The 26,469-nt window shown below is 63.0% G+C and carries 26 protein-coding genes; 6 read left to right on the forward strand and 20 right to left on the reverse strand.

Features of this window, described 5'->3' with window-relative positions:
• Positions 1-508: 508 nt before the first annotated feature.
• Positions 509-817 (forward strand): hypothetical protein, encoded by a 309-nt coding sequence (locus CIK75_RS08185; protein WP_143269254.1) that lies wholly within the window; start codon positions 509-511, stop codon positions 815-817.
• Between the two features lie 427 nt (positions 818-1,244).
• Here CIK75_RS08185 and CIK75_RS08190 read toward each other — a convergent pair whose 3' ends face one another.
• Positions 1,245-2,375, reverse strand: coding sequence for an FAD-dependent monooxygenase (locus tag CIK75_RS08190; RefSeq protein WP_096223586.1), 1,131 nt, complete (start codon positions 2,373-2,375; stop codon positions 1,245-1,247).
• Between the two features lie 794 nt (positions 2,376-3,169).
• Positions 3,170-4,849 carry an APC family permease gene (locus CIK75_RS08195; protein WP_096223587.1) on the reverse strand — a complete coding sequence of 560 codons (1,680 nt, stop codon included), beginning with the start codon at positions 4,847-4,849 and terminating at the stop codon, positions 3,170-3,172.
• Positions 4,850-5,027: 178 nt separating this feature from the next.
• Between CIK75_RS08195 and CIK75_RS08200 the strand changes: the two genes are divergently transcribed.
• On the forward strand, positions 5,028-5,576 hold the full coding sequence (locus CIK75_RS08200) for a DinB family protein (protein ID WP_096223675.1): 549 nt from the start codon (positions 5,028-5,030) through the stop codon (positions 5,574-5,576).
• Positions 5,577-5,595: 19 nt separating this feature from the next.
• On the opposite strand, the gene CIK75_RS08205 is transcribed toward CIK75_RS08200, so the two are convergent.
• The 7 genes from CIK75_RS08205 to CIK75_RS08235 form a co-directional block, all read right to left on the reverse strand.
• A complete protein-coding gene (locus CIK75_RS08205; RefSeq protein ID WP_086998359.1) occupies positions 5,596-6,057 on the reverse strand; it encodes an NUDIX domain-containing protein in 462 nt (153 codons plus the stop codon).
• 46 nt (positions 6,058-6,103) lie between these two features.
• On the reverse strand, positions 6,104-7,888 hold the full coding sequence (locus CIK75_RS08210) for a DEAD/DEAH box helicase (protein WP_086998356.1): 1,785 nt from the start codon (positions 7,886-7,888) through the stop codon (positions 6,104-6,106).
• A gap of 184 nt (positions 7,889-8,072) precedes the next feature.
• Positions 8,073-8,384 carry a DUF3039 domain-containing protein gene (locus CIK75_RS08215; protein ID WP_086998353.1) on the reverse strand — a complete coding sequence of 104 codons (312 nt, stop codon included), beginning with the start codon at positions 8,382-8,384 and terminating at the stop codon, positions 8,073-8,075.
• 28 nt (positions 8,385-8,412) lie between these two features.
• Entirely contained in the window at positions 8,413-9,987 is a 1,575-nt protein-coding gene (locus tag CIK75_RS08220) for a transporter (RefSeq protein WP_096223588.1), read from the reverse strand.
• Entirely contained in the window at positions 9,969-10,748 is a 780-nt protein-coding gene (locus tag CIK75_RS08225; protein WP_096223589.1) for an ABC transporter ATP-binding protein, read from the reverse strand. Before CIK75_RS08225 ends, CIK75_RS08220 begins: the two co-directional genes overlap by 19 nt.
• A 104-nt stretch (positions 10,749-10,852) precedes the next feature.
• On the reverse strand, positions 10,853-11,809 hold the full coding sequence (locus CIK75_RS08230) for a tetratricopeptide repeat protein (protein WP_096223590.1): 957 nt from the start codon (positions 11,807-11,809) through the stop codon (positions 10,853-10,855).
• Positions 11,810-11,869: 60 nt separating this feature from the next.
• Positions 11,870-13,561, reverse strand: a complete 1,692-nt coding sequence (locus CIK75_RS08235) for a hypothetical protein (RefSeq protein WP_096223591.1) — start codon at positions 13,559-13,561, stop codon at positions 11,870-11,872.
• Between the two features lie 196 nt (positions 13,562-13,757).
• On the opposite strand from CIK75_RS08235, the gene CIK75_RS08240 reads away from it, so the two are divergent.
• Positions 13,758-15,044: an AI-2E family transporter gene (locus CIK75_RS08240; RefSeq protein WP_241895365.1), complete on the forward strand. Its 1,287-nt coding sequence runs from the start codon at positions 13,758-13,760 to the stop codon at positions 15,042-15,044.
• Positions 15,045-15,106: 62 nt separating this feature from the next.
• On the opposite strand, the gene CIK75_RS08245 is transcribed toward CIK75_RS08240, so the two are convergent.
• On the reverse strand, positions 15,107-15,451 hold the full coding sequence (locus CIK75_RS08245) for a hypothetical protein (RefSeq protein WP_096223593.1): 345 nt from the start codon (positions 15,449-15,451) through the stop codon (positions 15,107-15,109).
• 73 nt (positions 15,452-15,524) lie between these two features.
• Here CIK75_RS08245 and nucS point away from each other — a divergent pair, with 73 nt between their 5' ends.
• The 3 genes from nucS (at position 15,525) to CIK75_RS08260 (ending at position 17,946) form a co-directional block, all read left to right on the forward strand.
• Positions 15,525-16,220, forward strand: coding sequence for an endonuclease NucS (gene nucS, locus CIK75_RS08250; RefSeq protein ID WP_086998720.1), 696 nt, complete (start codon positions 15,525-15,527; stop codon positions 16,218-16,220).
• Positions 16,221-16,299: 79 nt separating this feature from the next.
• On the forward strand, positions 16,300-17,535 hold the full coding sequence (locus CIK75_RS08255; protein WP_096223594.1) for an N-acetylglucosamine-6-phosphate deacetylase: 1,236 nt from the start codon (positions 16,300-16,302) through the stop codon (positions 17,533-17,535).
• 207 nt (positions 17,536-17,742) lie between these two features.
• Entirely contained in the window at positions 17,743-17,946 is a 204-nt protein-coding gene (locus CIK75_RS08260) for a cold-shock protein (protein WP_086998333.1), read from the forward strand.
• Between the two features lie 104 nt (positions 17,947-18,050).
• On the opposite strand, the gene CIK75_RS08265 is transcribed toward CIK75_RS08260, so the two are convergent.
• The 10 genes from CIK75_RS08265 to CIK75_RS08315 all read right to left on the reverse strand — a co-directional run bounded on the left by CIK75_RS08265 (position 18,051) and on the right by CIK75_RS08315 (position 26,329).
• Entirely contained in the window at positions 18,051-18,482 is a 432-nt protein-coding gene (locus CIK75_RS08265; RefSeq protein ID WP_086998330.1) for a DUF2550 domain-containing protein, read from the reverse strand.
• 7 nt (positions 18,483-18,489) lie between these two features.
• Entirely contained in the window at positions 18,490-18,774 is a 285-nt protein-coding gene (locus CIK75_RS08270) for a F0F1 ATP synthase subunit epsilon (RefSeq protein ID WP_086998327.1), read from the reverse strand.
• Between the two features lie 2 nt (positions 18,775-18,776).
• Positions 18,777-20,237, reverse strand: coding sequence for a F0F1 ATP synthase subunit beta (gene atpD, locus CIK75_RS08275; protein WP_086998324.1), 1,461 nt, complete (start codon positions 20,235-20,237; stop codon positions 18,777-18,779).
• Positions 20,238-20,294: 57 nt separating this feature from the next.
• Positions 20,295-21,185 (reverse strand): F0F1 ATP synthase subunit gamma, encoded by an 891-nt coding sequence (locus CIK75_RS08280; RefSeq protein ID WP_096223595.1) that lies wholly within the window; start codon positions 21,183-21,185, stop codon positions 20,295-20,297.
• A gap of 70 nt (positions 21,186-21,255) precedes the next feature.
• A complete protein-coding gene (atpA, locus tag CIK75_RS08285) occupies positions 21,256-22,890 on the reverse strand; it encodes a F0F1 ATP synthase subunit alpha (RefSeq protein ID WP_086998943.1) in 1,635 nt (544 codons plus the stop codon).
• Positions 22,891-23,002: 112 nt separating this feature from the next.
• Positions 23,003-23,818 (reverse strand): F0F1 ATP synthase subunit delta, encoded by an 816-nt coding sequence (locus CIK75_RS08290; RefSeq protein WP_086998940.1) that lies wholly within the window; start codon positions 23,816-23,818, stop codon positions 23,003-23,005.
• Entirely contained in the window at positions 23,818-24,369 is a 552-nt protein-coding gene (locus tag CIK75_RS08295) for a F0F1 ATP synthase subunit B (RefSeq protein WP_086998937.1), read from the reverse strand. Before CIK75_RS08295 ends, CIK75_RS08290 begins: the two co-directional genes overlap by 1 nt.
• 55 nt (positions 24,370-24,424) lie before the next feature.
• The gene (atpE, locus tag CIK75_RS08300) at positions 24,425-24,643 is read right to left on the reverse strand and encodes an ATP synthase F0 subunit C (RefSeq protein ID WP_086998932.1); all 219 of its coding nucleotides are present in this window, start codon (positions 24,641-24,643) and stop codon (positions 24,425-24,427) included.
• Between the two features lie 69 nt (positions 24,644-24,712).
• Entirely contained in the window at positions 24,713-25,519 is an 807-nt protein-coding gene (gene atpB, locus CIK75_RS08305; RefSeq protein WP_096223596.1) for a F0F1 ATP synthase subunit A, read from the reverse strand.
• Between the two features lie 327 nt (positions 25,520-25,846).
• Positions 25,847-26,329, reverse strand: a complete 483-nt coding sequence (locus CIK75_RS08315) for a hypothetical protein (RefSeq protein ID WP_143413295.1) — start codon at positions 26,327-26,329, stop codon at positions 25,847-25,849.
• Between the last annotated feature and the right edge of the window lie 140 nt (positions 26,330-26,469).

Raw genomic sequence — 26,469 nt, forward strand, 5'->3', positions numbered from 1 at the left:
CCTGGTCGATAGCGGTTCGGACCTGCATTTCCGGCAGCATCACCGAAACCGTAGTCTCCAGGGAGAGCAGGCCCGCGTCGATATCCATGCCGATGACAAGGGCAACACGTCCTTGGAGACCGGGTCGATGTTCTCTCGATCGATGCTGCGCCCCGTCCTGCCCGTTGAGTACGTACACCCCATAAGCGCCGAGCCATTCTGCCTCGACCGAGGAGGCTATGCGTTACGAGACAGCCGAAGCAAGCCTCATGAGCCTAGTCTTCCAGCCTTGTACCGAGCTCCTGCGGCTAGCGTCTTTGCTCAGCCACTGAACATGTCCAGCGAACGCGTTCAATGCGGTGGTTCCCAACGTCAAATACCTCAACGGAAAATCATGACGGCAGCGGAAGCACTCTTTCTCGAAAGCAGCTTCACGACAACCTCCGTGCGCAAAGTTGCCGAGCAGACAGGTTCTCCGGGATCCAGCGCCCAGACCTCGCAGCTCTTATGCACTTTGGAAGAACATGGCATGTCTACTTCCCCGGCGACCGAGTCCGCCGCAGCCATCTACTTCGCCTATCTGGGGGCACTCCTCGCATGGTCCGACGGCGCCTTGGTGGCCCACGGCCCTGCTCGCCCTGGTTCTGCCGTTGATGCAGCCATTTACCTCCGGCCACCGAAGTTCATTCGAAACTACCTGGACGGTGTCCGCTTCCCCCGGGACCGGCGGTGGGCGCTGGTTTTCATCAAGTTCCTCTCCGTGGCCGGCCTGATGGCGGAGATCCTCGTCCAGGGCATCACCTTCGCCGCGAACCTGGCCGTGGACCCTACTCCCTAGCTGTGGCCTCTGCACAACTTCGAGTCCGCTTGCTCAAACAGGAATTCTGGCTGAACCCCCTGGGCATCCTGGTCTTCACCCTGGCAGTCCCCCTCCTCTCCTCCAGGAGTTAGGCGGACGATCCCCCAGGTATCTCACCATGGTTGATTCGAAATAGAGCGTGTACGCTCGGTTCAACGGCACCCGACTTCCACGTGCCGTTTGGAGGTGACGCGCAATGTTTGGATCAATAGGCCAACCTGTTTCCGGCGCGAAGAACGATCAGACCGCCCATATCTTCCTGAAGTACCTACGGGACCAAAACCCCGACCACGTATCGACCCAACGTCGCAGAAAGCGGCAGCGGCAGCGCTTCTACAGCATGGTCAAGGGTTGGTTCACCGCTCACTGAGTTTTTACCGGAATCGGCTGAAAACTGCTTCCCTGCTCAGTGGTTCGGGTGGTTCAGCAGGCTCCGGCCAAAGCCCTGACCTGACCTGACCATTCGTTGCGCAGTCCGCAATCGCTGCTTCTCATACGTTTTGAGGACTTCGACGCCCCGTCGCCCCACCACATCGTGGTCAGTGAGCTCGCCCAGCGTCTCGGCATCACCCAGCCCGGTATCGAATCCGGCGCCGGTCATGGGTGAGGGCACATGCGCTGCGTCGCCGATGATCGCGATCCGTCCACGCGTCAGACGTCGGGGTACGTATTCGGCGATCGGTGTGGCGATAACCTGTCGCCGATGGACACTATGACGGACAATCTGGTCCCAGGGCGCCGGCCAATGCCCGGCACGGCGGTGGATGTCCTCGTATTTCGAGGCCGCGATTCCCTCGTTGACCAAGGAGTGCTGGGAGACGTTTTCCACCAGTGCACCGGATTCATGCAAGTAGTCGTCGCTGGTGGGGTCGTACCACTGCCAGAAATATCTCCGCGGTTCGCCGTTGGTCCTCGTTTCCCCCACGATCATCGCCCCGTCCCCGTGGGGCAGGGTGATCATATCCATGTGATTGTGGCCCTCGGCCCAGCCGGGCGCCGCTTCGTAGGGGGCTTTTCCGGTCCAGATCGTATAGCCAGCGTAGGTGGCGTCTGGATGGGACGGGTCCACGCTGCGCCGCACCATGCTGCGGTGCCCGTCAGCGCCCAAGAGAATATCTGCTCCGTGGACCTTGCCGCTGGCATCCTTGATCCATGCGGTTTCTGCGTCTTGCCCGATCTCCACTACTTCGCTCTCATAGTGGATCGATATCCCGGGTTCCGTGGCAGCGGCATCGGCCAGTCTGCGACGGACCGTTGCCCACCCCTCGGGCCCTGGGACACCTGACGAAGCGATAGAGGCAATCGTCGGCGCCGAAAACCCAGAACCGTCCCTCCGACGTATGGTTTCACCCATCCCAGCCCAGAGCCGGAGGCCAGTCCCACCGTTGCGTTCCTCCGCTGCCCGTTCAAAGACGTTCACTGCCAGTCCAGATCTGGCCAATGAAATGGATAGCGCCAAACCAGCCAGCGAGGCGCCGACAACGATGGCTGTCCCCCGCTCAGGAATCGGCCCAGAGAAAGTCTCTGCTCGAACCATGTTCCTCCCTCTACCGCCAGGGATGTCATCGAGCTGTCTAACGACAGCGATACGGCGAGAACGTCTGCTACGCCGCTGCGGGTTCAGTCATGAGGCCCACTACCCCGGACGGGCCATCCTATTACCTCCTCCGGTAGGGGCTTGGGCGAGTTCGCGACGGGCGTACCCGGGGCACGTTCGGCTGGACAATTCATATGTCCTGCCCTGAACCGCCCCAGTCGGCCAAGGCCTGTAACCTGTCTTCGATGGTGAAGTTTCGGCGAACCAACCCCGGTCCTCTCTCAGAATGTTCGATTCCTGGATATTGCGTTCTTCTTCTGTCCTCAGTGTGGATGCCAAGGCATCGAATGCGGCGGCTGCACGGGGATTGGCCACTGACCCCACGGCGCGGAATCTGAGGATAGGAACGTTGAACTCATGGGAAGTAAACTCGATTGAATTCCCGTCGCCGAATTCATCCCCGAGCCGCTGGCCCGAAACGGTGCCTGCCCGAGCGATGTGTCGGGCGAGGTCAGTACATATCCAGTCGAGATGCGAAGTCAGTGAGTCGTCTTAAGACTGCTCACAACCCTGAGACCGCTGATGCCTTCAGGCAGCATTTCGGCGGGTTCGCCGCCAACGGGCTCACAGATCCACAGCACGGTGTCCGCGTTGTCAGGAAACATGCGCACCATCTGGAGCTGTCCGGCCCGCTGGTTACTCGTGCCAAAAGGCTTTCGCGCTCCTCAGTAGGGGTGGGGCTTTTTCTTGCCCTTGCCGAGGCTTCATGCCTCGAAACCTCCAGCGGTGAGAACCTACTGGGTCTTATTGGTCGACTCCGCTTCGTCGCCTGCCCCGGGGTCCACCATATGGGTGCGCTCGACGTTGTCGACGACTTCTTGTGGTGACAAACGCCGCGTCACGGCCACCCAGAACACGATCGCCGTCAGAACCAGGGCTCCGAGCTCACCCCAGCCGAAGGTCAAGAGATCCAGCGACCCATCGCCGTAGTGACCGATCCAACTCAACAAGGCCAAGCCACCCATCCACAGGAGCATCCACCACCCGGACTTCATCTGCAGTGGCGGGATCTTGCTCCGGTCGCTAAAAGCGTAGTGCAGGCTCAGGACGATGTAGCCGATCGCCACCGCCAGGAACAGCTTCCAGTTCGTATCCCAGCCGGTCCAGTACACGATGAGGTTCGCACACAGGAACCCGAGGAACGGAAGCACATCTCCTCCGGGGAGCCGGTAGGGGCGGTCCTGATCCGGTAGTTGACGGCGCAAGGCCGCCACGGTGACCGGTCCACTGCCGAAGGACAGCACGGTGCCGGTGGTGATGAAGCCGACGAGCTTCGCCCAGGAAGGGAACGGGAGGAACATGAAGCAGGCGACCACGAACATCACCAAGAGCCCGACCCAAGGGACTCCCCGCTTACTCAGTTTTTGCAAAGCCGACGGGGCATTGCCGACCCGGGCTTGAGAATAGGAAAGACGGGGCGACAGGGCCGTGTAGATCAGGCCCGTATCGGCAGGAGAGACCACCGCATCAACATAGAGGATGATGCCGAGCCACATCGCACCCAGCACTATCGCAATCTCTGCCCAGGGGCCGGCATCGTTGGTGAACGAGAGACCCGCCCATCCGTTGGAAAGCATGCTGTCCGGCACGGCACCGATGAAGGCGATCTGCAGCAGCACGTAGATGATCCCGGTGATCACGATCGATCCGATCAAGGCAAAGGGCACGTTCTTTTGCGGATTCGTCGTCTCACCGGCGAACTCGACCCCCTGACGAAACCCCAGGTAGGAGAACACGATGCCGGCGGCAGGAAGCGCCGCGAAGATCGGGCCTACTCCTTGGGGCATGAAACCACCGAACCGCGCTTCGTGGAAGTGTCCCGGATGGAAGGCCAGGATGCCGAGCACGACGATAACCAGCAGAATGACGCCGAGTTTCCACCAGACCAAAACATTGTTGAACCGGGCGAAGAGTTTGACGCCAAACATGTTGATGACACAGAACACCGCCACCAAGACAACGCTCACGGCGATGCCCCCACCGGTCAGCACGAGGGTGCCATCCACGGTGTGCATCAGCCATGGCAGATAGCTGGAGGCATATTGCACCGCGGCCAAGACCTCGATCGGCACCGTTGCCACCACCGCCAGCCACGTGATCCAACCGCTGGTGTAGCTGGCGAAGGATCCGAATGAGTAGTGCGGGAACCGGATGACGCCCCCGGCGACCGGGAACATGACACCGAGCTCGGCGTAGTTCAGGGCGACGATGATGATCATGACGGCCCCGAGGATCCACGAGATAATCGCAGCCGGGCCGACCAAGGACGCCGCCTCAAAAGCTCCGAACAACCATCCGGAGCCGATGATGGAGCCGACGCCGGTAAAGAGCAGCCCGATCTTGCCGATATCTGGTTTCAAACCCCGGTCCAGTTCGACCTTGACCTTGGTGGGGGGTGACGTTGGTGAAGACATCTTCGGCTTCTTCTGTAGAGCACAATAATCATCATGCGGCCACGTGGCTCGGTGATGCGGGTCACTTTTGCAGTATCTGCCTGTGAATTCCGGGTGTCAACAACAGCAATGCGGATCTTTCGGCTTTTTTGTGTTGCTCTTTCCTGGGTGGTTGCCGCGGTGCGTGTAGCGTCGGATGATGGACCCTCTCCCCTGCTCCACGGCCCCCGAACGCACCGATCCGCCCTTCGATGACAACGAGCGGCGGGCCCTTGAAGCGTGGCTGGAGTTCCATCGAGCGACCTTGCTGACCAAGTGCGTTGGTCTGAGCGCGGAACAGTTGGGCCAGCGAGCAGTACCGCCCTCGACTTTGAGCCTGCGTGGTCTGCTCCGCCACCTCACGGAGGTCGAGCGCTATTGGTTCGCCGACGTCTTCGCCGGCCGCGATCCATCAGATCTCTACTGCACGGCAGAAAACCCGGATGGTGACCATCATGGGTTCGATCCGCTGGCGGCGACGGCGTCGGAGGAAGTCCGCCACGAAGTCTCCGTCTTGGACGAGGCCATCACGACCAGCCGCGAGATCGCGCGGGCCCATGAGTCCCTGGATGAGGTCTCGGTTCGTCGCCGGGATGGCGAAGCCGTGACGCTGCGCTGGATCTTCCTGCACCTCATCGAGGAATACGCCCGACATAACGGACACGCCGACCTGCTCCGCGAGTGCCTCGACGGGACCACCGGGGAATAGCAGCATCCGCCGCGTCGTCTCAAACCGTGTCGAAGCCGAACGTCGTCAGACTCGGCAGGCCCGCTGCTAGACGTTCCAGGACGTAGCGTTCGTGCGGAACCGTTGCATGAGGTAGGCCATCCAGCAGGAACCAGCCCAGATCGGCAGCTTTATCAGGTTCCATGAGCCGCGGTTCTCCGTGCCACAACTCGCAGCTGAAGAAGAAATCCACCCGTTGCCCGTCCAGAGCTGTTGCCCCGTTGGAGCGGTGCATCGTGGTCAGCGGGACCAGTTGCTCTGGATCAATAGTGATCCCCAGTTCCTCCTGGGCTTCGCGCACTGCCGCCAGGACGGCGGACTCCCCCGCTTCGAGATGACCGGCAGCGGCCGCCGCCCAGCAGCCGTCCATGTATCCGGTGCCTTGTCTCAATTGCAGCAAGACCTGATCGGCACGACGAAAAACGACATAGCTGGCGGGAACTAAACGAGGACGTTCAGACATCGATGCTGTTCTCCTGACCGTCGTGTCCGTGAAACCCTGGCGAGTCTCAGCGCTTGCCGACGAACCAGCCCTGCAGCTTATCCAGGCGCCGGGTGAGCTGATCCGCATTGGCTTGGGCGACAGCTGGTCCGCCACACACTTCGCGCAGTTTGTTATGCACTACCCCGTGTGGCGTCCCGGTGCGGGCGGCCCACGCGGAGACGTTCTTGGAGAGTTGGCTGCGTAGTTCGGTGAGTCGGCGGTGGTCGGTGACTGACTGTTCCTCAGCCGGGGCGGCGGGCGCCCCGTTATTGCGACCACGGCGGGTGACTTGTTCCTGCTGGCGTTGACGCAACAGTGCCCCCACCTGATCGGCGTCGAGCAAACCGGGGATGCCCAGGAAGTCCTGTTCATCTTCGGAACCGAGCATGGCCCCTGTTCCGAATTCACCGCCGTCGTAAAGGACCCGGTCAAAGGATGCGCGGGAGTCCAGGGCCTCGAACTTCTGCTTATTCAGTTCATCGGAGGCCTTCTCCTCGCGGTTGGCCTCGTCCATGAGATCTTCCTCGGGGATGAAATCCGGGTCGTCCACATGCTTCTCGGGCCGATCGAGTGCATGGTCCCGCTCAAGTTCCATTTGGTTCGCCAACGCCATCAGGATCGGCACGGACGGCAGGAACATCGAGGCGACTTCACCGCGTTTACGCGAACGCACATAACGTCCAACGGCCTGGGCGAAGAACAGCGGCGTCGAGGTCGAGGTGGCGTAGACGCCGACGGCCAAGCGTGGAACGTCAACCCCCTCGGAGACCATCCGCACCGCCACCATCCAGCGGTCGTTGCTTTCGGTGAAGGCCTCGATCTTGGAGGACGCCTTCGCATCGTCGGAGAGGATCGTGGTGACCTTCTCTCCGGTGATCTTCTTCAGTTGGGCAGCATAGGCCTTGGCGTCGGCATGGTCCGTGGCAATGACGAGGCCGCCTGCATCGGGAACGGTATGCCTCACTTCGGTCAACCGGCGGTCCGCGGCAGCGAGGACCGAAGGAATCCATTCGCCGTCGGGGTTCAATGCCGTCCGCCACGCGTGGGCAGTGATGTCCTTGGTGAAGCCCTCCCCGAGTTGGGCTTCCATTTCCTCCCCCGCCGAAGTGCGCCAGCGCATCTGGCCGGAATAGGCCATGAAAATGACGGGTCGCACGACGTGGTCCTTCAACGCGTCGCCATAGCCGTAGGTGTAGTCGGCCTTGGAACGACGGATGCCCTCGGCGTCCTCGATGTATTCCACGAAGGGGATGGCCGCTGTATCGGAGCGGAAGGGAGTCCCGGTCAGGGCCAGGCGACGGGTCGCCGGTTCGAAGGCTTCACGAATACCGTCGCCCCAGCTCAGGGCGTCACCGCCATGGTGGATCTCATCGAGGATGACCAGGGTGCGGGCGGCTTCGGTCTTGGCCCGGTGCAGCAACGGCTTGCTGGCCACCTGGGCGTACGTGACGGCCACGCCGATGAAATCGGCTCCGTGGCGCCCGTCTGCGTTCTTGAAGTTCGGGTCCAGCGCCAAGCCGATTCGTGCTGCGGCATCGGCCCACTGGCTCTTGAGGTGCTCGGTCGGGGCGACGACGGTGATCCGGTTGATGGTTCCCGCCTCGACCAGCATCGCGGCAACACGAAGGGCAAAGGTCGTCTTGCCGGCGCCGGGGGTCGCCACGGCGAGGAAGTCCTGACGTTTGCTTTCGAAGTACTTCTCCAACGCTTCGGCCTGCCACTGACGTAGCTTCGTTGCCGTTCCCCACGCCGCACGTTCCGGATATGCCGGTGGCATGGACTCGCCCAGACTGAACAGGGCATCGCCCACAGCCAACCTCCTCAAATACTCGGTGGCAGGAAAAATCGGCCGCGAACGGCCGGAAAGAAAAAACAATCTTATGGCGGTCGGCACACGGCCCGTTCCACCGACACGGGACGACACCTGATCGGTACGTCACCTTGCCCTGCCGCCGCCCGCCCTGGAGCAGGAGCGGCCCTCTACCAGCGGAGGCCTATTTCTTGTCGTCCTTGCCGCCGCCATCCTTCGGGGAACGGATGCCTTCGTAGACTTCCTTGCACTCCGGGCAGACAGGAAATTTATTCGGGTCCCGTCCCGGAACCCAGACCTTGCCGCACAACGCGATCACTGGTTCGCCGGTCAACGCCGACTCCATGATCTTTTCCTTACGCACATAGTGAGCAAAACGCTCACTATCACCGGGCTCGATGTGTTCGCGCAGCTCTTCACGCTCAATGGTCGCGGTGCCGCCGCCCTGGCCAGGGTCGTTGGGGTCGTTTTCAAACGGATCTGCAGGCATCGTCATGCCCCCAGTCTACCAACTCCCCACGTCCCTAACGGTTCAGTACGGTGGCCTGCATCAGTTCCGGGGTCCTGGAATCGAACCAGCGTCCGCCGATCCGCAGTCCCGCAACCAGCATCAGGGCCCCGAGAACGACGCCGGCGATCAGCACGAGCCAGGCGTAGAGCTCCTGCCCGGTGACCAGGAAGACGATATGCAGAATGATTTCGGGCAGCATCAGGACGATCGTGGACCCGAACGTCGCCAGCTGAGTGACGGCCATGCGGGCCCCGGTACCCGGGGGCGTCTTCATCGGGTTGTCCCCGGGCAGCGGGACCGCATAGGTGTAGCGGGCCGAGGCGATGCTCGAGACCGCCCAGCCGGTTCCCAGGGCCCCGATCGAGAGCCCGAGGATGGCAGGCAGCAGTGCCGTTTCCCCCAGCAACGCCGCCGGCAGGATCGCGGCCAGCAGAACGATCGGCACGGCGAAGACCGCCGAGGCGGCCACCCGTCCCAGCCGATCGTCGAATCCGCGCAGTCCGGTGAGCACGTGCAGCGAGAACGCGGTGTTGTCATAGGAGATATCCGCCGAGATGCTGAAGGCCAGCAGCACGGCGATGATGGGGGCCAAGTACAGCATGGCCGTGTAATTGCCACCCTGTGAGGACCAGAACCAGATCAGTATCGGGACCAGCGGAACGAAGATAATGCTCATCGCGTAGCGGGGGTCCTTCATCCAGTAGGTCAGGCACCGTGAGGCCACCGCACCCCATGGGGTGGCCGGGAACAACCGGAAGGCGACGCCCAGGCCGGAAACGGCGCGGCTCCCGCCCGACTGCTGGGGCGGGGTTTCCAGGGCCCGGGCGAGCACCGTCTTCCACGCCCAGATGATCGCCACCAGATAGGCCAGCGAAAGCACCAGCCTGGCGGCCGCCAGACCCCAGGCCCCGATGGCCACGTCCCCCGGGACGGCGGCGAAGGCGCCCAGCGGCGTCCAGGCCAGTACCGCCGAGATATCGGGCAGCCAGCCCAGGCCCGCTTCGAGCCCTTCTGTCGCCGTCTGGAGGATGGGCCCGAGCATGATCAGCGGCACGAACAGCAGGATCATCCCCAGTTCACGGAACCGCCGGTTCGACGTCAGCGCCGTGGCTGCGGTGACGGCCAGCCGGGAGACGGCCAAGGCATTGAGCGCCGCCAGGATGCCGCAGAGGATGCCGACCAGCGCCAGTCCTGCATTGGCCCGCCAGGCCAGTCCCTGACCGGCGAAGAGCAGCAGCATCACCAGCCCTGGGACACCGATGAAACCGCTCAGCAGCAGGCCGATCACCAGTTGCCGCGGCGGGATGGGGTAGACCGAGAACCGTGAGGGATCCAGCGTCAGATCCACTCCCGAGAGCAGTACCGGGATGATTGCCCAGCCCAGGGTGATCAGCGAGACGGCCAGCACGACGACGGTGGTGATCAATTCGGCGGGTTGGTCGCCCAGGGCGAACATCCCCACGCAGAGCAGCACCGCCAGCCCGAGGCCGTAGATCCCCCCGATGATGACGCCCACGAGCTGCCACGGGCTGCGTTTGAAACCGTTGCGCAGCAGCGCCAGCTTCAGCTTCAGGAGGTGTGCAACCACGAGAGCCCTCCTCCTTCGGCGCGGCCACCGACCATGTTCACGAAGGTGTCCTCGAGGCTTCCCTCACCGCGGACCTCGTCCACGGTTCCGGCGGCGAGCAGGTTGCCGTCGGAAATGATCGCGACATGGGAGCACATGCGCTGGACCAGGTCCATCACATGGCTGGAGACCACAACGGTTCCTCCGTGGCCCACATAGTCGGCGAGGATGTCCCGAATATTCGCCGCCGATACCGGATCGACGGCTTCGAAGGGTTCGTCAAGGACCAGCACTCGGGGGGAATGAATCAGGGCGGTGGCCAGGGCAATCTTTTTGGTCATGCCCGCGGAGTAGTCCACGACAAGTTTCCCACCGGCGTCGGACAGGTCCAGGACCCGCAACAGGTCATCGGTTCGTTCGTCCACCGTGGCGGCATCCATACCGCGCAGCAGACCGGCATAGGTCACCAGCTGGCGTCCGCTGAGCCGGTCAAAGAGCCGAACCCCGTCAGCCAGAACACCGAGCAGTGATTTGGCACGGCGCGTATCCTTCCAGACGTCCACCCCATGGACCCATGCCTGTCCGGCATCGGGGCGCAGCATCCCGGTGGCCATGGAGAGCGCGGTCGTCTTCCCGGCGCCGTTGGGGCCGACGAGCCCATAGAAGGAGCCTGAGGGCACATCAAGGCTGATCCCGTTGACGGCGATCTTCTGGCCGTAACGCTTGCCCAGGCCACGCAGGCTGATGGCGGGGGCCGTCGACGGGTCGAGTTCGGAGTTCATGCTCCGAACCTAACAGTGGGCCCCTGCCGCGGGCATCATCCTCATGGCTGAATCACCCCGTCAGCCTTCAGGGGTAGATCCCGCCGAGCCGCGGGAGACCAGTGCTAGAACAGGACGCGCGCCAGCTTTTGTCGTGACTTCACGACACGCTCGTCCTGGGCTCCGACCACTGCATACAGCGAAACCAGCCGGGCACGGACTCGCTCACGGTCTTCCCCTGCTGTGCGCCCCACCAAGGAAACGAGCCGGGCGAAAGCATCTTCGACATGGCCTCCCAGGACATCCAGATCGGCGACTGCCAGCTGTTCGTCGATGCCTTCGGGGTTGTCAGCTGCTGCTTTGCGGGCCGAATCGAGGTCGGAGAAGGCTGTGCGCTGGAGTAGCTCGACATGCTGCAGTCCGGTCTGGGCATCGTCGTCGTTGGGTTTCTCGGCCAATGCCTTACGGTAGGCGGCAATGGCCCCGGCATAGTCTCCGGCGTCGATGGCGTCCATCGCCTCTTGGTGCAGGGGCGGAACCGGCTGCTCCGCCTGGGGCGCACCAAAGGGCGGCACCGTCCCGGTGACGCCGTGTTGGACCCCGAGTTGGAGGAGTTCTTGCAGCAGTGAAGCAATCTGCTCGGGGGCCGCGTCGCCTTGGAACAGCGGAACGGGCTGGCCATTGAGCAAGGCCACCACGGCAGGGACCTGCTGGACCCTGAAGGCTTGCGCAATCGCCGGTTCCCGGTCGGTGTCCACCAACGCCAGGACCAGTCGGCCGGCATAGCCGTCGATGAGCTCGCGCAGTGTCGCGTCCAACTTCGCCGAGGCCGGGGAAGCACCGGTGCCCAGCGAGACGACAACGGGCGCCGTGTTGGAGACTTGGACCAGTTGGGTGAATTCCTGCTGGTTCACCGAGGCGGCCCACGTCGCCCCCTCTGCGGCGGGCGGTGGCGGCCCGCCCGGCGCTGCCGGGGCGTGCTCGGCGCCCGGTACCTGGGCGTCCTGCGGGTTCTGGGCGCCGAGTCCCGAGAGATCAACGGCGCCGCGGCTGGAAGCTGCTGCTGGTTCGGTATTGCTCATGCCCCTACCTTATGGTCTGCCTCGTTCGGGTGCCCAATGGGCAACCGTGGACCACGAGGACTACTTCACCTTGGAAGACACCAAGGCCGACTCCCCCGCAATGAGGCGGATCTTGTCCTTGCTGTCCTTCCCGGGAATATAGAAGACCACGGGCTCGGCGGACGTGGTCACCACACCCTTTTTGGTGGTCTTGGCGTCGGCGAGCTTGGCGCTGGCGTCATCCAATTTCACGGTGCCTCCCTCTTCCTTCGGGGTGGCCGTCATGGTGCTCGTCAATTGACCGCTGACCAGCGCGCCGCCGTTGGGAGTGGATAGCACCTCGAGGGACTTCGCGTCGACAGCATGTTCGTACTTGATCTTGGCGTTCTTATTTTCCTTGATCTCCTTGGCCTGTCCCTTCTGGGTGGCCGTGATGAAGGCGCTCTCCGCGAACTGGCTCTTCTTCTTGGACTTCGCATCACCCAGGAAGGTCGCGAGATCCTTGGCAGCGGTCGCCGGAGGCGACATGAGCGATCCGTCCTTGACGCCCAAGGTACGCACCGAGGTATCGCCCACGGCCAACCCCGGGAACTCCGAACCGGGGAGCATGGAGACCTCATTGATGAGTTTGTAGTTCGCGCGGGGATCATCCTGCTTGAGCACCAGAACCCGCGGGATCTTCGCGTCCTTGGCCTGCGTCACGATCATCGCGGTACGCGGCCATTTGGTCGTGGTGGTCACCGCTGCCGAACGGATCGGCGCCGCAGCCACGGTGCCCGGTGCGGGGATCTTCAATCCGTCGCTTCGCTGGGAATAATTGGTTTTGCGCAACGACAGGGCATCCCCGCCGACACGGGCCGTCAGCTTCTTGGCATCGCGTGCCTTATCCCCGCTGGAGACGGTATCCGAGATGGATTCCAGAATACGGTCAAGCTGGTCTTCCTGCAGCACGGCGTAGGACCCCGCGCCTTCCTGGTCCTGCGCCACACTGGATTCGGAAGGAGAGTCCGAGGCACTGTTGGTGGCAGCGGAAGCCGGCCCCGCGGGAACCAGGACCAATGCTGCCGCAGCAACGACCGTAGCCGTGCGCTGGAGCGTCGATGAGCCGGTTCCTGAGCCTGCGGTCGGGGCCGTCGAACCGCCGCCGGTGGAGCCTGAGCCCTCCGGGCCTTGTCCTCGCCCACGGCGTCCGACCAGAACGGTGGCCAGGCCGAAGAGGACCAGCAGGGAACCGACGATGATCAGCGGGATCGAGAACGGTGCGGTGGCGTCGTTCTCCCAAGAAACGGTGATTTCGGTGGGAGCGGCCTTCGTCCCGTCAGCGGCCAGCAAGAGCGACCAATCGCCCTCATCCGGCTCGGTCCAGCGGTGGACCATATGCGAATCAGCGGATTCGGAAGCGACCCAGAGGTCCGAGTTCTTAGGGTTCGGGACCTTGGCCTCTCCCTTGGAATGCTCGGCCGTCAGGGACATGGCTTCACTATCGATACCCGAAATGGTGTTATGGGCTGCCTTGCCGACCCAGGCGTCGACGTCGGAACTACGCCCCAGTGCCGCGGTGAACTCACCGTCGGCTTCGATCGTGACATCAACTGGACGGTCCTCGATTTCCGCGACACCGGGCTCGACCACGGTCAGCGGAGCATCCTTCAGTTCGGTCTGCACAGTCGCCGTCACGGTCTCGGGCGGTGCCCAGAAGGTCCGCTGCCCGATCCCCACCACCAGGGCCAGGGCGCCCAATAATATGGAGATCGCAGCAATGAAGATTCGCACGTAATTACACCTAACAAAAATGGGGGTCGATGATCGGCCTCGGTTGTGGTCGGGCACAGTTGCAGCCTGACCGCACTCCAATGATAACGAATCGGTTACCCCAGCGGTTCCCACCTGTGTTCCGGAGCACGTGATGTGTTGGTCCCCCGGAGGGGAAACACCCGCTGAATGACGCCCGGAAGGTAGGCTCAAGCTCGTGATGAAGGAGAGCAACGCCACCCCGGAAGACGGCGAATCCACCCTCGGCACCGACGACGGTGTACCGGATGGTCCGCGCGCCGAGAGCATCGCTTCCCAGCAGCCCCCCGGCTCGGGGACCGCTGCCGCCGAAACACGGCCGCCGTCGTTCCTGAGTCGTTTGCTGCGCTTCCTGAAGATCACCACTGCGGATTCGAACCGCCCTCCATCGGATCACGGCGACGACCCTGAACCCGCGATCGGCGTCCCGGGGGTCCGCCATCCGGTCTTTACCGGGTTCATGTTCAGTGTCGGCGTCGGATTGGCGCTGCTGCTCTACTTCATCCTGACCAACGTCGGCTCGTTGCTGGTCTGGATCGCGATCGCGCTGTTCATCGCTCTGGGCTTGGATCCGATTGTCAGGTATCTGGAACGCCACCGGGTCCCCCGCCCGGTAGGCGTGCTCGCGGCCATGCTGTTGCTGGCCGTCATTTTCGGTGGAGCGGTGGGCATCCTCATCCCCACGATCGTCAAGCAGACCACCGCCTTCGTCGAGAAGGCCCCGGATATCGTCGACAGCTTCCTGAACTCCGATTTCTTCACCACCGTCGATGAACAGTTCCAGGTCCGCGAACGGATCACCGAAGAAGTCGATAAGTTCTTCCAGAACACCGATGCCCTGGGAGGAGTCTTCGGCGGGGTCATCGGGGTGGGCAGCGTCGTAGCCCAGGGGCTGTTCGGTACGCTGATCGTGCTGGTACTGGCCATCTATATCCTGGCGGCACTGCCCGGGCTCAAGTCCTGGTTCTATCGGTTGGCCCCGCGCTCCAAACGCGAACGCGTGGAGCTGCTCTCCGAGCAGATCTCCAACAGCGTCGGTAACTACGTGATGGGTCAGGCCATTGTTGCCTTGCTCAACGCCCTCTACGCCTTCATCATCATGTCGATCGTCGGCGTCCCCTATTCGCTGCTCCTGGCGCTGGTCGTCGTCGTCCTGGCCTTCATCCCCCTGGTCGGGGCCGTCATTGCCGGGATCCTGGTGTCACTGATCGCCCTGACGGTGGGCTGGGAGACGGCGGTGGTCTATGCCATCTTCTACTTCGGCTACCTGCAGTTCGAGGCCTACTTCATCTCCCCCCGGGTCATGCAACGCACCGTCGCGGTTCCCGGTGCCGTCGCCGTCATCGCCGTCATCGCCGGGGGGACGCTGATGGGCATCGTCGGCGCCCTGATGGCCATCCCGCTGGCGGCTTCCGCGATTCTGCTGATCCGCGAGGTCTTCATGGCCCGGCAGGAACGGCGCTAGCCCCCCGCACGCCCCGCTTCTCAACAGGCCCAGCCGAATCGCCTCCGCATGAGGGGCCTCCGTTAGTAACGGAAGCTGCGGCCGCTCCAGCATTTCAGGTGCCAGTGGCGCCGCGAAGCTGCCGATGCCTCCTCGCCGCTCCAATGGTCCGCCCGCCAGGCGACGATATGCTCAATCCCCGGATCAATCGTGCGATGGCACCCCGGGCAGGTGTAGTTCTTACCGGCCCGGGCGGCCGAAATACGCCGCACATGCCATTGGCCATCCGGTGCGCTCTGCAACGATGGAATCGACAGGCCCGGGCCCTTGAAGCCCTCGTTTTCCCCGTCCCGACGCTGATCGGCTTGCGCCCATTTATTGGGGCGGGCCTGACGCTGGGGGCGGCGCGGGCGGTTGGAACGGGGCATGTTCGCGATCGTATCGCTTTCTATCGCTCCTCCGGGAATGCCAGCTACCGGATCGGACGGTAGAGTGCTGGATGTGCGTTTAGTGATAGCTCGTTGCTCAGTCGATTACCTGGGCCGTCTGCGTGCCCATCTGCCGTTGGCGACCCGCCTGCTCATGGTCAAGGCCGACGGCTCCGTCCTCATCCACTCGGACGGCGGCTCCTATAAGCCGTTGAACTGGATGAGCCCACCGGCGACCATGCATATCGCCCCGGCCGACGAGGATGCCGCAGCCGAGGGCGTCGTGGAGACCTGGCGTGTCCAACACTCCAAGGTCGACGACCACCTGGTGATCAGGATCCACGAGGTCCTGCACGATTCCAGCCATGACCTCGGTACCGATCCCGGCCTGATCAAGGATGGCGTCGAAGCCGACCTGCAGCGGCTGCTGGCCGAACAGATCCATACCGTGGGCGAGGGATTCAAGCTCGTACGTCGCGAATATATGACCGCGATCGGGCCGGTGGATATCCTGGCCCGTGATGCCGAGGGCTCGACCGTGGCGATCGAGCTCAAACGCCGTGGCGATATCGATGGCGTCGAACAGCTCACCCGTTATCTGGAACTGATGAACCGGGATCCGCTGCTGGCACCGGTACGCGGGATCTTCGCGGCACAGCAGATCAAACCCCAGGCACGCACCCTGGCCACGGACCGCGGAATCGAATGCCTGACCCTGGATTACGACGCCATGCGTGGGGTCGATGACAGCGCTTCCCGGCTGTTCTGAGTCCCCGACTCCAGCGGAGTCCAGCTTCACCCGCGGCCCCCATCTAGGTCGCCCGCCGGGCAGAAACTATGCTGGGGGCATGACTTCAACCGAAGAACCCACCCGGCTGTCACTGCGCGGCCGTGCCGTCACCGGAGGTAGCATCCTGGACGACGCCGTGATTGCCTTCGAAGGCGACCGCATCGCCTTTGTCGGCACCGCCGAGGAATTCGCCCACTGGCCGGACTCTTCCTCCCATCCCGATGTGCAGTTGCCCTCCGGGGCGACGATCCTGCCCGGACTCGTCGATGTCCATTGCCACGGGGCCGCCGGTGGAGACTTCCCCAGCGGTGACGCCGAAGCCGCAGCTCGATCCATCACGTTTCTGCACGCCTCCGGGACGACGACGTTGCTCGCCTCCTTGGTGACCGCCACCCGGGCCGATATGCTCTCCGCCGCAACAGTGCTGGCCGATTTCGCCGAACGCGAGGTCATCGCCGGAATCCACGCCGAGGGCCCGTTCCTCTCCACCGTCCGCTGTGGAGCCCAGGACCCCTCACTACTCTCTGCTCCTGACCCTGCCTTCGTCGACGAACTGGTCGCCGCCGCGAGGGGCCAGCTGCGCACCATGACCTACGCTCCAGAGCTCGCCGGCTCCGACGCATTGGTGGAGCAGCTCGTTTCCCACGGAGTCCTCCCTTCACTCGGGCATACCAACGCCGACGCGGCCACGGTCACCTCATCCCTCGACGTGGCCGTCGAGGAACTCTCCTCGGCCGGCTTCGATGGCTATACCGAACGCGCCACCGTGACCCACCTGTTCAACGGGATGCCCCCGATGCACCACCGCTCCCCCGGCCCGGTAGCCGCCTGCCTCGAGGCTGCTGCCGCTGGCAAGGCCGTCGTCGAGCTGATCGCCGATGGCGTACACCTGGACCCGGCGATCGTCCGGGCGATGTTCGTGCTGCTGGGCCCCGAAGCCATCGTGTTGGTCACCGATTCCATGGCCGCTACCGGCCTGCCCGATGGGCAGTACACCCTGGGCCCGCAGGACGTCGTGGTCTCCGATGGCGCCGCCCGGTTGGCCGAAGGAAACTCCCTCGCCGGTGGAACCGCCACCATGTTGGATGTGGTCCGCAGCGCCGTCGAGGGCGGTGTGCCCCTCGAGCAGGCGGTGCTTTCAGCGACCTCGGTCCCCGCCGAATTGGTGGGTCTCACCGATGAGGTCGGCGCCCTGGGCATCGGCTTCAGCGCCGACGCCGTCATCGTGGATCGCCATTTCCGGCTCCTGAAGGTCTACCGCGATGGGGTCGAACTGGCTCCGAATCGCGGGTAATCCCCCGCCACATGGCCTTTTGCCGTTGAATACCTCACATTGATGTGTGATGATCAACTCAGTCTTTGTGTTGGTCATGTACATGCCCGCAAAGCAGGTTGCGGGTGTGAAGCACCGCCGGCCCCGTCGGCATCTTCTCACTTCGGTACCGTCCGGACGCGGCAAGACGCCGTGTGCGGTTAGTTTCACATCAATGAGGAGATATACATGGCGCAGGGCACCGTGAAGTGGTTCAACGCTGAGAAGGGCTTCGGCTTCATCACGCCGGACGAAGCTGACGGCGATGTGTTCGTCCACTACTCGGAAATCCAGAGCAACGGCTTCCGCACGCTGGAGGAAAACCAGCGGGTCGAGTTCGAGATCGGTCAGGGTGCCAAGGGCCCCCAGGCCACGGGAGTCACAGGAATCTAGAGGGCCGCCCGGCCACCGGCCGGTCAGCCAGCCGAAATAAGAATGGCGCGCACCCCGTTTTTCACGGGATGCGCGCCATTCTTCGGTCCGGGGTGTGAGCAGGATCAGCGCCAGGTGCCGACACCGGCCACCGGGCCGGCCTCGATCCAGCTGCGGAGGCCCGTATAGGAGCCATAGTCCATGGCCAAGAGGATCGGTACGCCTTCCGCGGTCAGGTCAACAACGACTGCCCCCGGCTGGATACGTATTCGTTCCTCGCCTTCGGATTCCCGCCACCCGATGAGTTCCAGTGATGTCCTGGCATACCGGTACAGGGGCACCGGTGTGACCGAGAACAACCGTAGGAATTCCAGATCGGTCCCCGTATAACGACAAACCCCCATCATCCACTTCCCTGAAGACGTGGAGATGGAGGCGTCGAAGGTACCCAAGGCACGCCGCAACTGATGGCGACGCAATCCCATGGCACCCAACATCATCAAGAACAACAGCAAGGCAACAGCCAGAATGATGACGGGAATGCCGATGTCTTTCAAGGGCGGACTATCGGTTTCCTACCGTGGCGGTATCGTCGAGCTGCGCATTGTCAGCCACGATAACAACCCGGTCCTTGTCGACCGAGAAGAAACCGCCGTCGGCCTGGACCGTGAACCGCTCACCATTTGAGGGCACGATGGCCAGCTCGCCTGCCGCGAGAACCGCCAGGACCGGGCTATGCCCGGGCATGACGCCGATCTCGCCATCGCTGGTGCGTGCCTTGACCAGGGACGCTGCCCCGGACCACACGAAGTGGTCCGCGGCAACGATTTCGACTTCGAGTTCGGCCATGGCTACTTGCTCTTGCCCTGGATCTCGGCCCACTGGCGCTCGACGTCGTCCAGACCGCCGATGTTGAAGAACGCCTGTTCGGCAATGTGGTCCAGGTCGCCGTCGCAGATGGCCTTGAAGCCCTCGATGGTGTCCTTGATCGACACGGTCGAGCCGTCAACGCCGGTGAACTGCTTGGCGGTGTAGGTGTTCTGCGACAGGAACTGCTGGATACGACGGGCCCGCGAGACGACAATCTTGTCTTCTTCGGAGAGTTCGTCGACACCCAGGATCGCGATGATGTCCTGGAGTTCCTTGTTCTTCTGCAGGATCGACTTGACCCGAACTGCGGTGTCGTAGTGCTCCTGGCCCACGTACTGGGGATCCAGGATGCGCGAGGTAGACGTCAGCGGGTCAATGGCCGGGTACAGGCCACGGGAGGCGATTTCACGGGAGAGTTCCGTGGTCGCATCCAAGTGCGCGAAGGTCGTGGCAGGCGCCGGGTCGGTGTAGTCATCCGCGGGGACGTAGATGGCCTGCATCGAGGTGATGGAGTGGCCCTTCGTGGAGGTGATGCGCTCCTGGAGGGTACCCATCTCATCTGCCAGGTTGGGCTGGTAGCCCACGGCCGAGGGCATGCGGCCCAACAGGGTCGACACCTCGGAACCTGCCTGCGTGAAGCGGTAGATATTATCGATGAACAGCAGCACGTCCTGGTTCTGCACATCGCGGAAGTACTCCGCCATGGTCAAAGCCGACAGGGCCACGCGCAGACGCGTTCCCGGCGGCTCATCCATCTGGCCGAAGACCAGGGCGGTGTCCTTCAGGACCCCCGATTCCTCCATTTCAACCCAGAGGTCGTTGCCCTCACGGGTCCGCTCGCCGACACCGGCGAAGACCGAGGTACCACCGAAGTTCCGGGCCACACGGGTGATCATTTCCTGGATCAGCACGGTCTTGCCGACACCGGCACCACCGAACAGGCCGATCTTGCCGCCCTGGATGTAGGGGGTGAGCAAGTCAATGGACTTGATACCGGTTTCGAGGATCTCCGTGGAGGCTTCCAGGGTGGCGAAGGCCGGGGCCCCGCGGTGGATGGGCCAGCGTTCGGTGATCTCCAGCTCGGACGCCGGAACGTCGAGCGGTTCGCCGAGCACGTTGAAGATGTGTCCCTTGACGACGTCGCCGACAGGCACGGAAATCGAGGCGCCGGTGTCCTGGACGACGGCACCGCGGACGAGTCCGTCGGTGGCCTGCAGCGAAATCGCGCGGACCAGGTCGTCGCCAAGGTACTGGCTGGTTTCGAAGGTGACCGTGTGGGTCTCGCCGTTAAGCGTGATATCTGCGGTCAGGGCGTTGTACAGGGAGGGAAGGGCATCGGCCGGGAATTCGACGTCGACGACCGGGCCAGTGACGCGCGCGATGCGCCCGGTTGCACCCGGGGCTGCGGCGGCGGTTCCCTGCTCGTTTAGTTGGGCAGTCATCTCTCTCACTTCGCTTGTATCTCTAGAGCGTGGGGGTAAATGGTGATCGGCCGGCTGCTACGCGCTGAGCGCGTCGGCGCCTGCCACGATTTCCGACAGTTCCTGGGTAATCTCGGCCTGACGGGCGTTGTTCCGAAGTCGCGTGTACTTCTTGATCAACTCGTTGGCGTTGTCCCCGGCTGCCTTCATCGCGCGCTGGCGGGCTGCCAGTTCCGATGCGGCCGCCTGCAGCATGGCTGCAAAGATGCGGGATTCGATGTAGCGCGGCAGGAGTGCGTCCAGAACCTGTTCCGGTTCCGGCTCGTACTCGTACAGCGGCAGCAGATCGCTCTCGTGTCGCACTTCTTCCTCCACGACTTCCAAGGGCAGTAGACGGATGACCGTCGGCTCCTGGAGGACCATGGACTTGAACTGCGTGAAAACGACGTGGATTTCCTCCACACCGCCTTCCTCGTACGGCGTATTGAAGGCCTCCAACAGCGCCTCGCCGATCTCCTGAGCGGTTTCGAACTTCGGAGCGTCGGTATCCCCGGTCCACACCCGTGTGTATTCACGGTTGCGGAAGTCGTAGTAGGCCTGGGCCTTGCGGCCGACGACGTAGGTGCTGATTTCCTTACCTTCGCCATGCAGCAGCTCGATCAACGATTCTGCCTGCTTGATCGCACTGACCGAATAGGCACCGGCCAAGCCGCGATCGGAGGTCATCACCAACACGGCCGAGCGGCGGACCTGCTCCGGCTCAGTGGTCAGCGGGTGTTCGACCTCGGACTGGGACGCGACGGCAGAAACGGCACGGGTGATCGCACGGGCGTAGGGCATTGAAGCCGAAACACGGCTGCGTGCCTTGCCGATGCGGGAAGTGGCGATCAGTTCCATCGCCTTGAAGATCTTGCCCATCGACGAGGTCGAGGCAATCTTCTGGCGGTAGACCCGAATCTGGGCTCCCATGTTTATCCTTTCCTAGTCCGTGGTGGTGGTGCTGCAGCCCGCGGGCTGCGGCACCACCTCACGGAGAACGTCAGCGTTTCTGCTTGACGATCTTTTCCTGGTCGACGTTCTCTTCGCCAAGGGCGTCGTGCTCCTCGTGCCCGGGGCCAACCAACTGCTCACCCTGGCCGAAGAAGCCCTGCTTGAAGTCCTCGATGCCGGTGTTCAGCGCCTCGAAGGTGGACTCTTCCAACTTGCCCGTCTGGGTGATGGTGGTCAACACGTCGGTGCGGTTGCGCAGGTACTCGAGGAATTCCTTCTCGAAGCGGCGGACGTCCTCAACGGGGACGGCGTCCAGGTGGCCGTTCGTTCCGGCCCAGACCGAAGCAACCTGCTCGGCAACCGGGTACGGGGCGTACTGGCCCTGCTTGAGCAGTTCCATCAGGCGAGCACCACGGGTCAGCTGTTGCTTGGTCGCGGCGTCCAGGTCCGAGGCGAACATGGCGAATGCCTGCATATCCCGGTACTGTGCCAGTTCCAGCTTCAGTGTGCCCGAAACCTTCTTCATGGCCTTCGTCTGCGCCGAACCACCGACACGGGACACCGAGATGCCCACGTCGACTGCCGGACGCTGGTTGGCGTTGAAGAGGTCCGACTGCAGGAAGATCTGCCCGTCGGTGATGGAGATGACGTTGGTCGGGATGTAGGCCGACACGTCGTTCGCCTTGGTTTCGATGATCGGCAGACCGGTCATCGAGCCGGCACCGAGCTCGTCGGAGAGCTTGGCACAACGTTCCAGCAGGCGGGAGTGCAGGTAGAACACATCGCCCGGGTAGGCCTCGCGTCCCGGCGGACGACGCAGCAGCAGGGAGACGGCGCGGTAGGCTTCGGCCTGCTTGGACAGGTCGTCGAAGACCACCAGAACGTGCTTGCCGCCGTACATCCAGTGCTGGCCGATGGCCGAGCCGGCGTACGGTGCCAAGTACTTGAAGCCTGCAGGGTCCGATGCCGGGGAGGCCACGATGGTGGTGTACTCCATGGCGCCGTGCTCTTCGAGCGACTGGCGGACAGCGGCAATGGTGGAGGCCTTCTGGCCGATGGCCACGTAGATGCAACGCACCTGCTTCGTGACATCCCCGGAAGCCCAGTTGTCCTTCTGGTTAATGATCGTGTCGACGGCCAGGGCGGTCTTGCCCGTCTGGCGGTCACCGATGATCAGCTGACGCTGGCCACGGCCGACGGGAATCATGGCGTCGATGGCCTTCATGCCCGTCTGCATCGGCTCGCCAACCGACTGGCGCTGCGTCACGCCGGGAGCCTGGAGCTCCAGCGGGCGGCGGCCCTCGGGGACAATGTCACCCAGGTCGTCGATGGGCTGGCCCAACGGGTCGACGACGCGACCCAAGAAGTTATCGCCCACGGGCACGGAGAGAATCTCACCGGTGCGGTGGACTTCCTGGCCTTCTTCAATGCCTGCGAAGTCACCCAGGACGACGACGCCGATATCACGGGTGTCGAGGTTCTGTGCCAGGCCCAGCGTGCCGTCTTCGAAACGAAGAAGCTCGTTGGCCATTACGGAGGGAAGACCCTCCACCTTTGCGATGCCGTCACTAGCCGTGGTCACGCGACCGACCTCGACGCGCTCCGCGCTGCCCGGGTCATAGGACGCGGCGAAGTCTGTCAAGGCGTTGCGGACGTCATCGGCGTTGATGGTCAATTCGGCCATCTGCAGTCCCTGCTCTCCTAGATTGTGGTTTCCGACCTGTCGTGCTGGTGGAAACCGGGGTTTGTTTCAGTCTGTGGTGTCGGTGGACAGCCACCCTCCCGCACGGGGAGGGCTAGCTGGCCAACCGACGACGGAGTTCCGCGAGCCGGGTGGCTGCGGTTGCGTCAACAACCTCGTCACCGACGACTACCCGGATACCTCCAACTAGTGATGGATCCACTGCGGCGTTGATCTTCAGATCGCGTCCGTAGAGCTTGTTGAGCCCTGCCTGCAGTCGGTTGAACTGTTCGTCAGTCAACGGACGGGTGGCGCTGACATGCGCAATCCACCGCTGCTGGCGCTTGGCCACCAACTCCACGAACTTCTCCACGAGATTCGCCGGCTTCAGACCCCGAGGGGACTGAACAGCCTGGGCGATCAGGACTCGTGCGACCTCGCCGGCCTGCGGGGATACCCGTAGCGCAAGTTTGCGCTTGGCATCGTCCGAGGCCTGCGGGTCATCGAGCGCACGCTGCAGATCATGACTGGACCCCACAACCCTGATGAAGCCGAAAAGGTCTTCTTCCAGGGCTTCGAGACCGGCTGGTCCCTCTGCTTGGCGCTCAGCCACGCTGATGGCCACCGTGGCGGCCAGCGTTTCGAGTGCATCTCCGATGTCACGTGCCGAGCCCCACCGGGAACCGGCGAGGCCGGCCACGATGGATTCGGCCTCCGCGGAGACCTTGCCCCGCAGTAGCCGGGACGTCAGTGCGGTCTTTTCCTCGGTGCTGCGCGCTGGATCGGTCAAGGCACGGCGCAAGCCGGCATTGGAATCCATGATGCTCAACACGCCGAAGAGATCCTCGGCGAGCGGCAGCCCGACCGTCGGCAGTTTCGCCTCAAGGTCGGACTGGGCCGCTGCCAGGGAGTGGCTCGATACACCTGCCATTAGTTCGATGCACCTGCGCTCTGCTCGTTTTCGAGGTCGCTCAGGAAGCGGTCAACCACGCGGGCCGAGCGTGCATCGTCGTCGAGGGCCTCGCCCACGATGCGGCTGGCCAGCTGGGTTGCCAGCGTTCCGACTTCTCCACGGAGGGAGACGACGGCTGCCTGGCGTTCAGCTTCAATCTGGACCTGCGCCTGATCGGTGATGCGTGCGGACTCTGCCGCCGCCTTCTCCTTCAGGTCGGCCAAGATCTTGGACCCCTCCGCACGGGCTTCCTCGCGAATGCGATTGGCTTCCGTGCGGGCGTCCAGCAGCTGCTGCCGGTACTCTTCGAGGGCTGCGTTGGCTTCTGCCTGTGCGGCTTCTGCCTTAGCGATCCCGCCCTCGATGGCTGTTGAGCGTTCCTTGTACGTCTTCTCGAATGCCGGAACGGCAAACTTGTTGACGATGTACAGCAGAACGAGGAACGTCACCAGCGTCAGTGCGATTTCCCACACGTTGGGGACGAGGGGGTTGACTTTCCCCTCAGCCGCGCTAATTGCTGCGTAGATCATGTTTCACCCGTCTTTCTTAGACTCTAACCTTCGGTTCCGAATACGGAGCCGAAGTTTAGACGCGGCCCCAGATGAAGGCGAAGACGAGGCCCAGGATGGCAAGGGCTTCAGTCAGCGCCAGGCCGAGGAAGGCGATCGGCTGCAGCACGCGCTGTGCCTCGGGCTGACGTGCGACGCCGTTGATGTAGGCGGCGAAGACGAGGCCCACGCCGATGGCACCGCCGATTGCGGAGAGGCCGTAGCCGATGGCGTTGAGGCTGCCGTAGATGTCCATTTGGTTCCTTTCAGAATGCCGGTTGGCAGGGTGTTGGATACAGGGTGTTCCCCCGTAGGGGAATGGTTCTTAGTGTTCTTCGACCAACGCGCCTTGGATGTAGATGGCTGTCAGCAGGACGAAGACGTAGGCCTGGAGGGCCATGATGAGGACTTCGAAGAGGCCCATGGCCACGCCGCCGGCGAAAGTCAGCACGCCTAGGCCCTTGAGGAAGGCGCCTCCCTCCACGAGCATGAAGGACGTACCGGCTGCGGCGAGCATCACGATGAGGTGTCCGGAGAGCATGGTGGCAAACAGACGGAGACTGTGCGTGAGCGGGCGGACGAAGAAGTTGGAGATGATCTCGATGACGATGATCAGCGGCAGGATCGCCTTCGGGACTCCCGAGGGGACCACTGACAGCTTTAGGTAGGCAATCCCGTGCTTCTTGAAGCCGAGGTAGATCCAGTACACGTAGACGATGCCGGCCAGTGCATAGGCGGTGCCCACATGCGAGGTGGTGGGCAGCTGGAAAATCGGGACGACCCCGAAGAGGTTGTTTATCAGAATGAAGAAGAACAAGCTCATCAGCAGCGGGACGTAGGGCTTGAAGTCCTTTTCCCCGATGATGTCCTTGCCGACCGAATTACGGACGAAGTTGTACGAAATCTCGCCGAGGAACTGAAATTTGCCCGGAACGATCTTGCCACGGCGCGAGGTGGCCATGAAGAACCAGGAAATGAGAACGACGGACAGGATGACCAGCAACATCTGCTTGCCGAAGCCACTGCCGTAATCGGCTCCCCACGGGATGATTTCGGGAAGGTGCATGTCCTCTAGGCCGGGGGCTTTGAACCCACCTTCTGCGGGGGCCGCCGGAAGCGCAAGCGCGATCAACGCGGTTCCTCTCTGCTGTGTCCGTCATTGGGCAAAATCGTTGGAAGGCCGTTCAGGTTTCCCAACGGATGAAGTTTTTTGGTTCTTACTCGTCCGCACCAGAAATCGGCCCGGAAGCACGATCTTTTCGGTGGAGGACTGCCAGGTAATATCCGGCGGCGGCTCCAAGAAGGGCACCTACCAACCAGATCCAGCGGGCATGCAACAAGAAGTCCAACAACCACCCTATCAAACCCCACGCGATGATCCCGCCAACGATGTAGTTGACGTTCTCCCGGAAGGGTGAGATCCCTCCGCCGTGGGGGCTGTCGCCTTTCGGTGGGGACATCAGGCCCCACCGGTTCCGGCGTCGGTGGTGGGAATCGGGTCGTTGTACAGCTGCAGGCGCAGCTTGGAGAAGGCATGCAACTCCACTACCTGCCAGATGACCACGGCCGAGACGACCCCGACCAGCAGCCAGGTTCCGTCCGTCCACGCCGGTAGGCCCAGACCGAAGGCCAGACCTCCCAGCAGAACGACCTTCACCACGTACCCGATCATGAACGCCCCGAAGGCGGCAGAGGGATTCCGCCGGCCCACCAGATGTCCAATGGCCAGGCTGATGCCGAAGAAGATGATGACCACGACCACCGATCCCAGGGCACTACCCGCCGCTGCCGGCCCGCCGATGATCCAAGCCACCAAGGCCAGGAGCACGGCGGCGATGCCGGTGACGACAGAACAAGTCCGCAGGATCGCCAGCCAGGGAGACGCGGTCTCCCCCGACTCCTTGACGACGCTTGCGCCGCCTGAGCCAGTCGCCTGAGGCATGTACATCCCATCTTTGACGCCTCCCCCGACACAACAAACTGAGTCGTCAAGGGGGTGTGGCAGCAGTTCTACTTATCGTGTTTCCGCTGGAAACCTCGTCCGATTCTACACGAGATAGAAAAGTATTCTGCACCGGGGGT

It is taken from the genome of Glutamicibacter sp. BW78 (assembly GCF_002332245.1).
Classification (GTDB): Bacteria; Actinomycetota; Actinomycetes; order Actinomycetales; family Micrococcaceae; genus Arthrobacter_H; species Arthrobacter_H rhombi_A.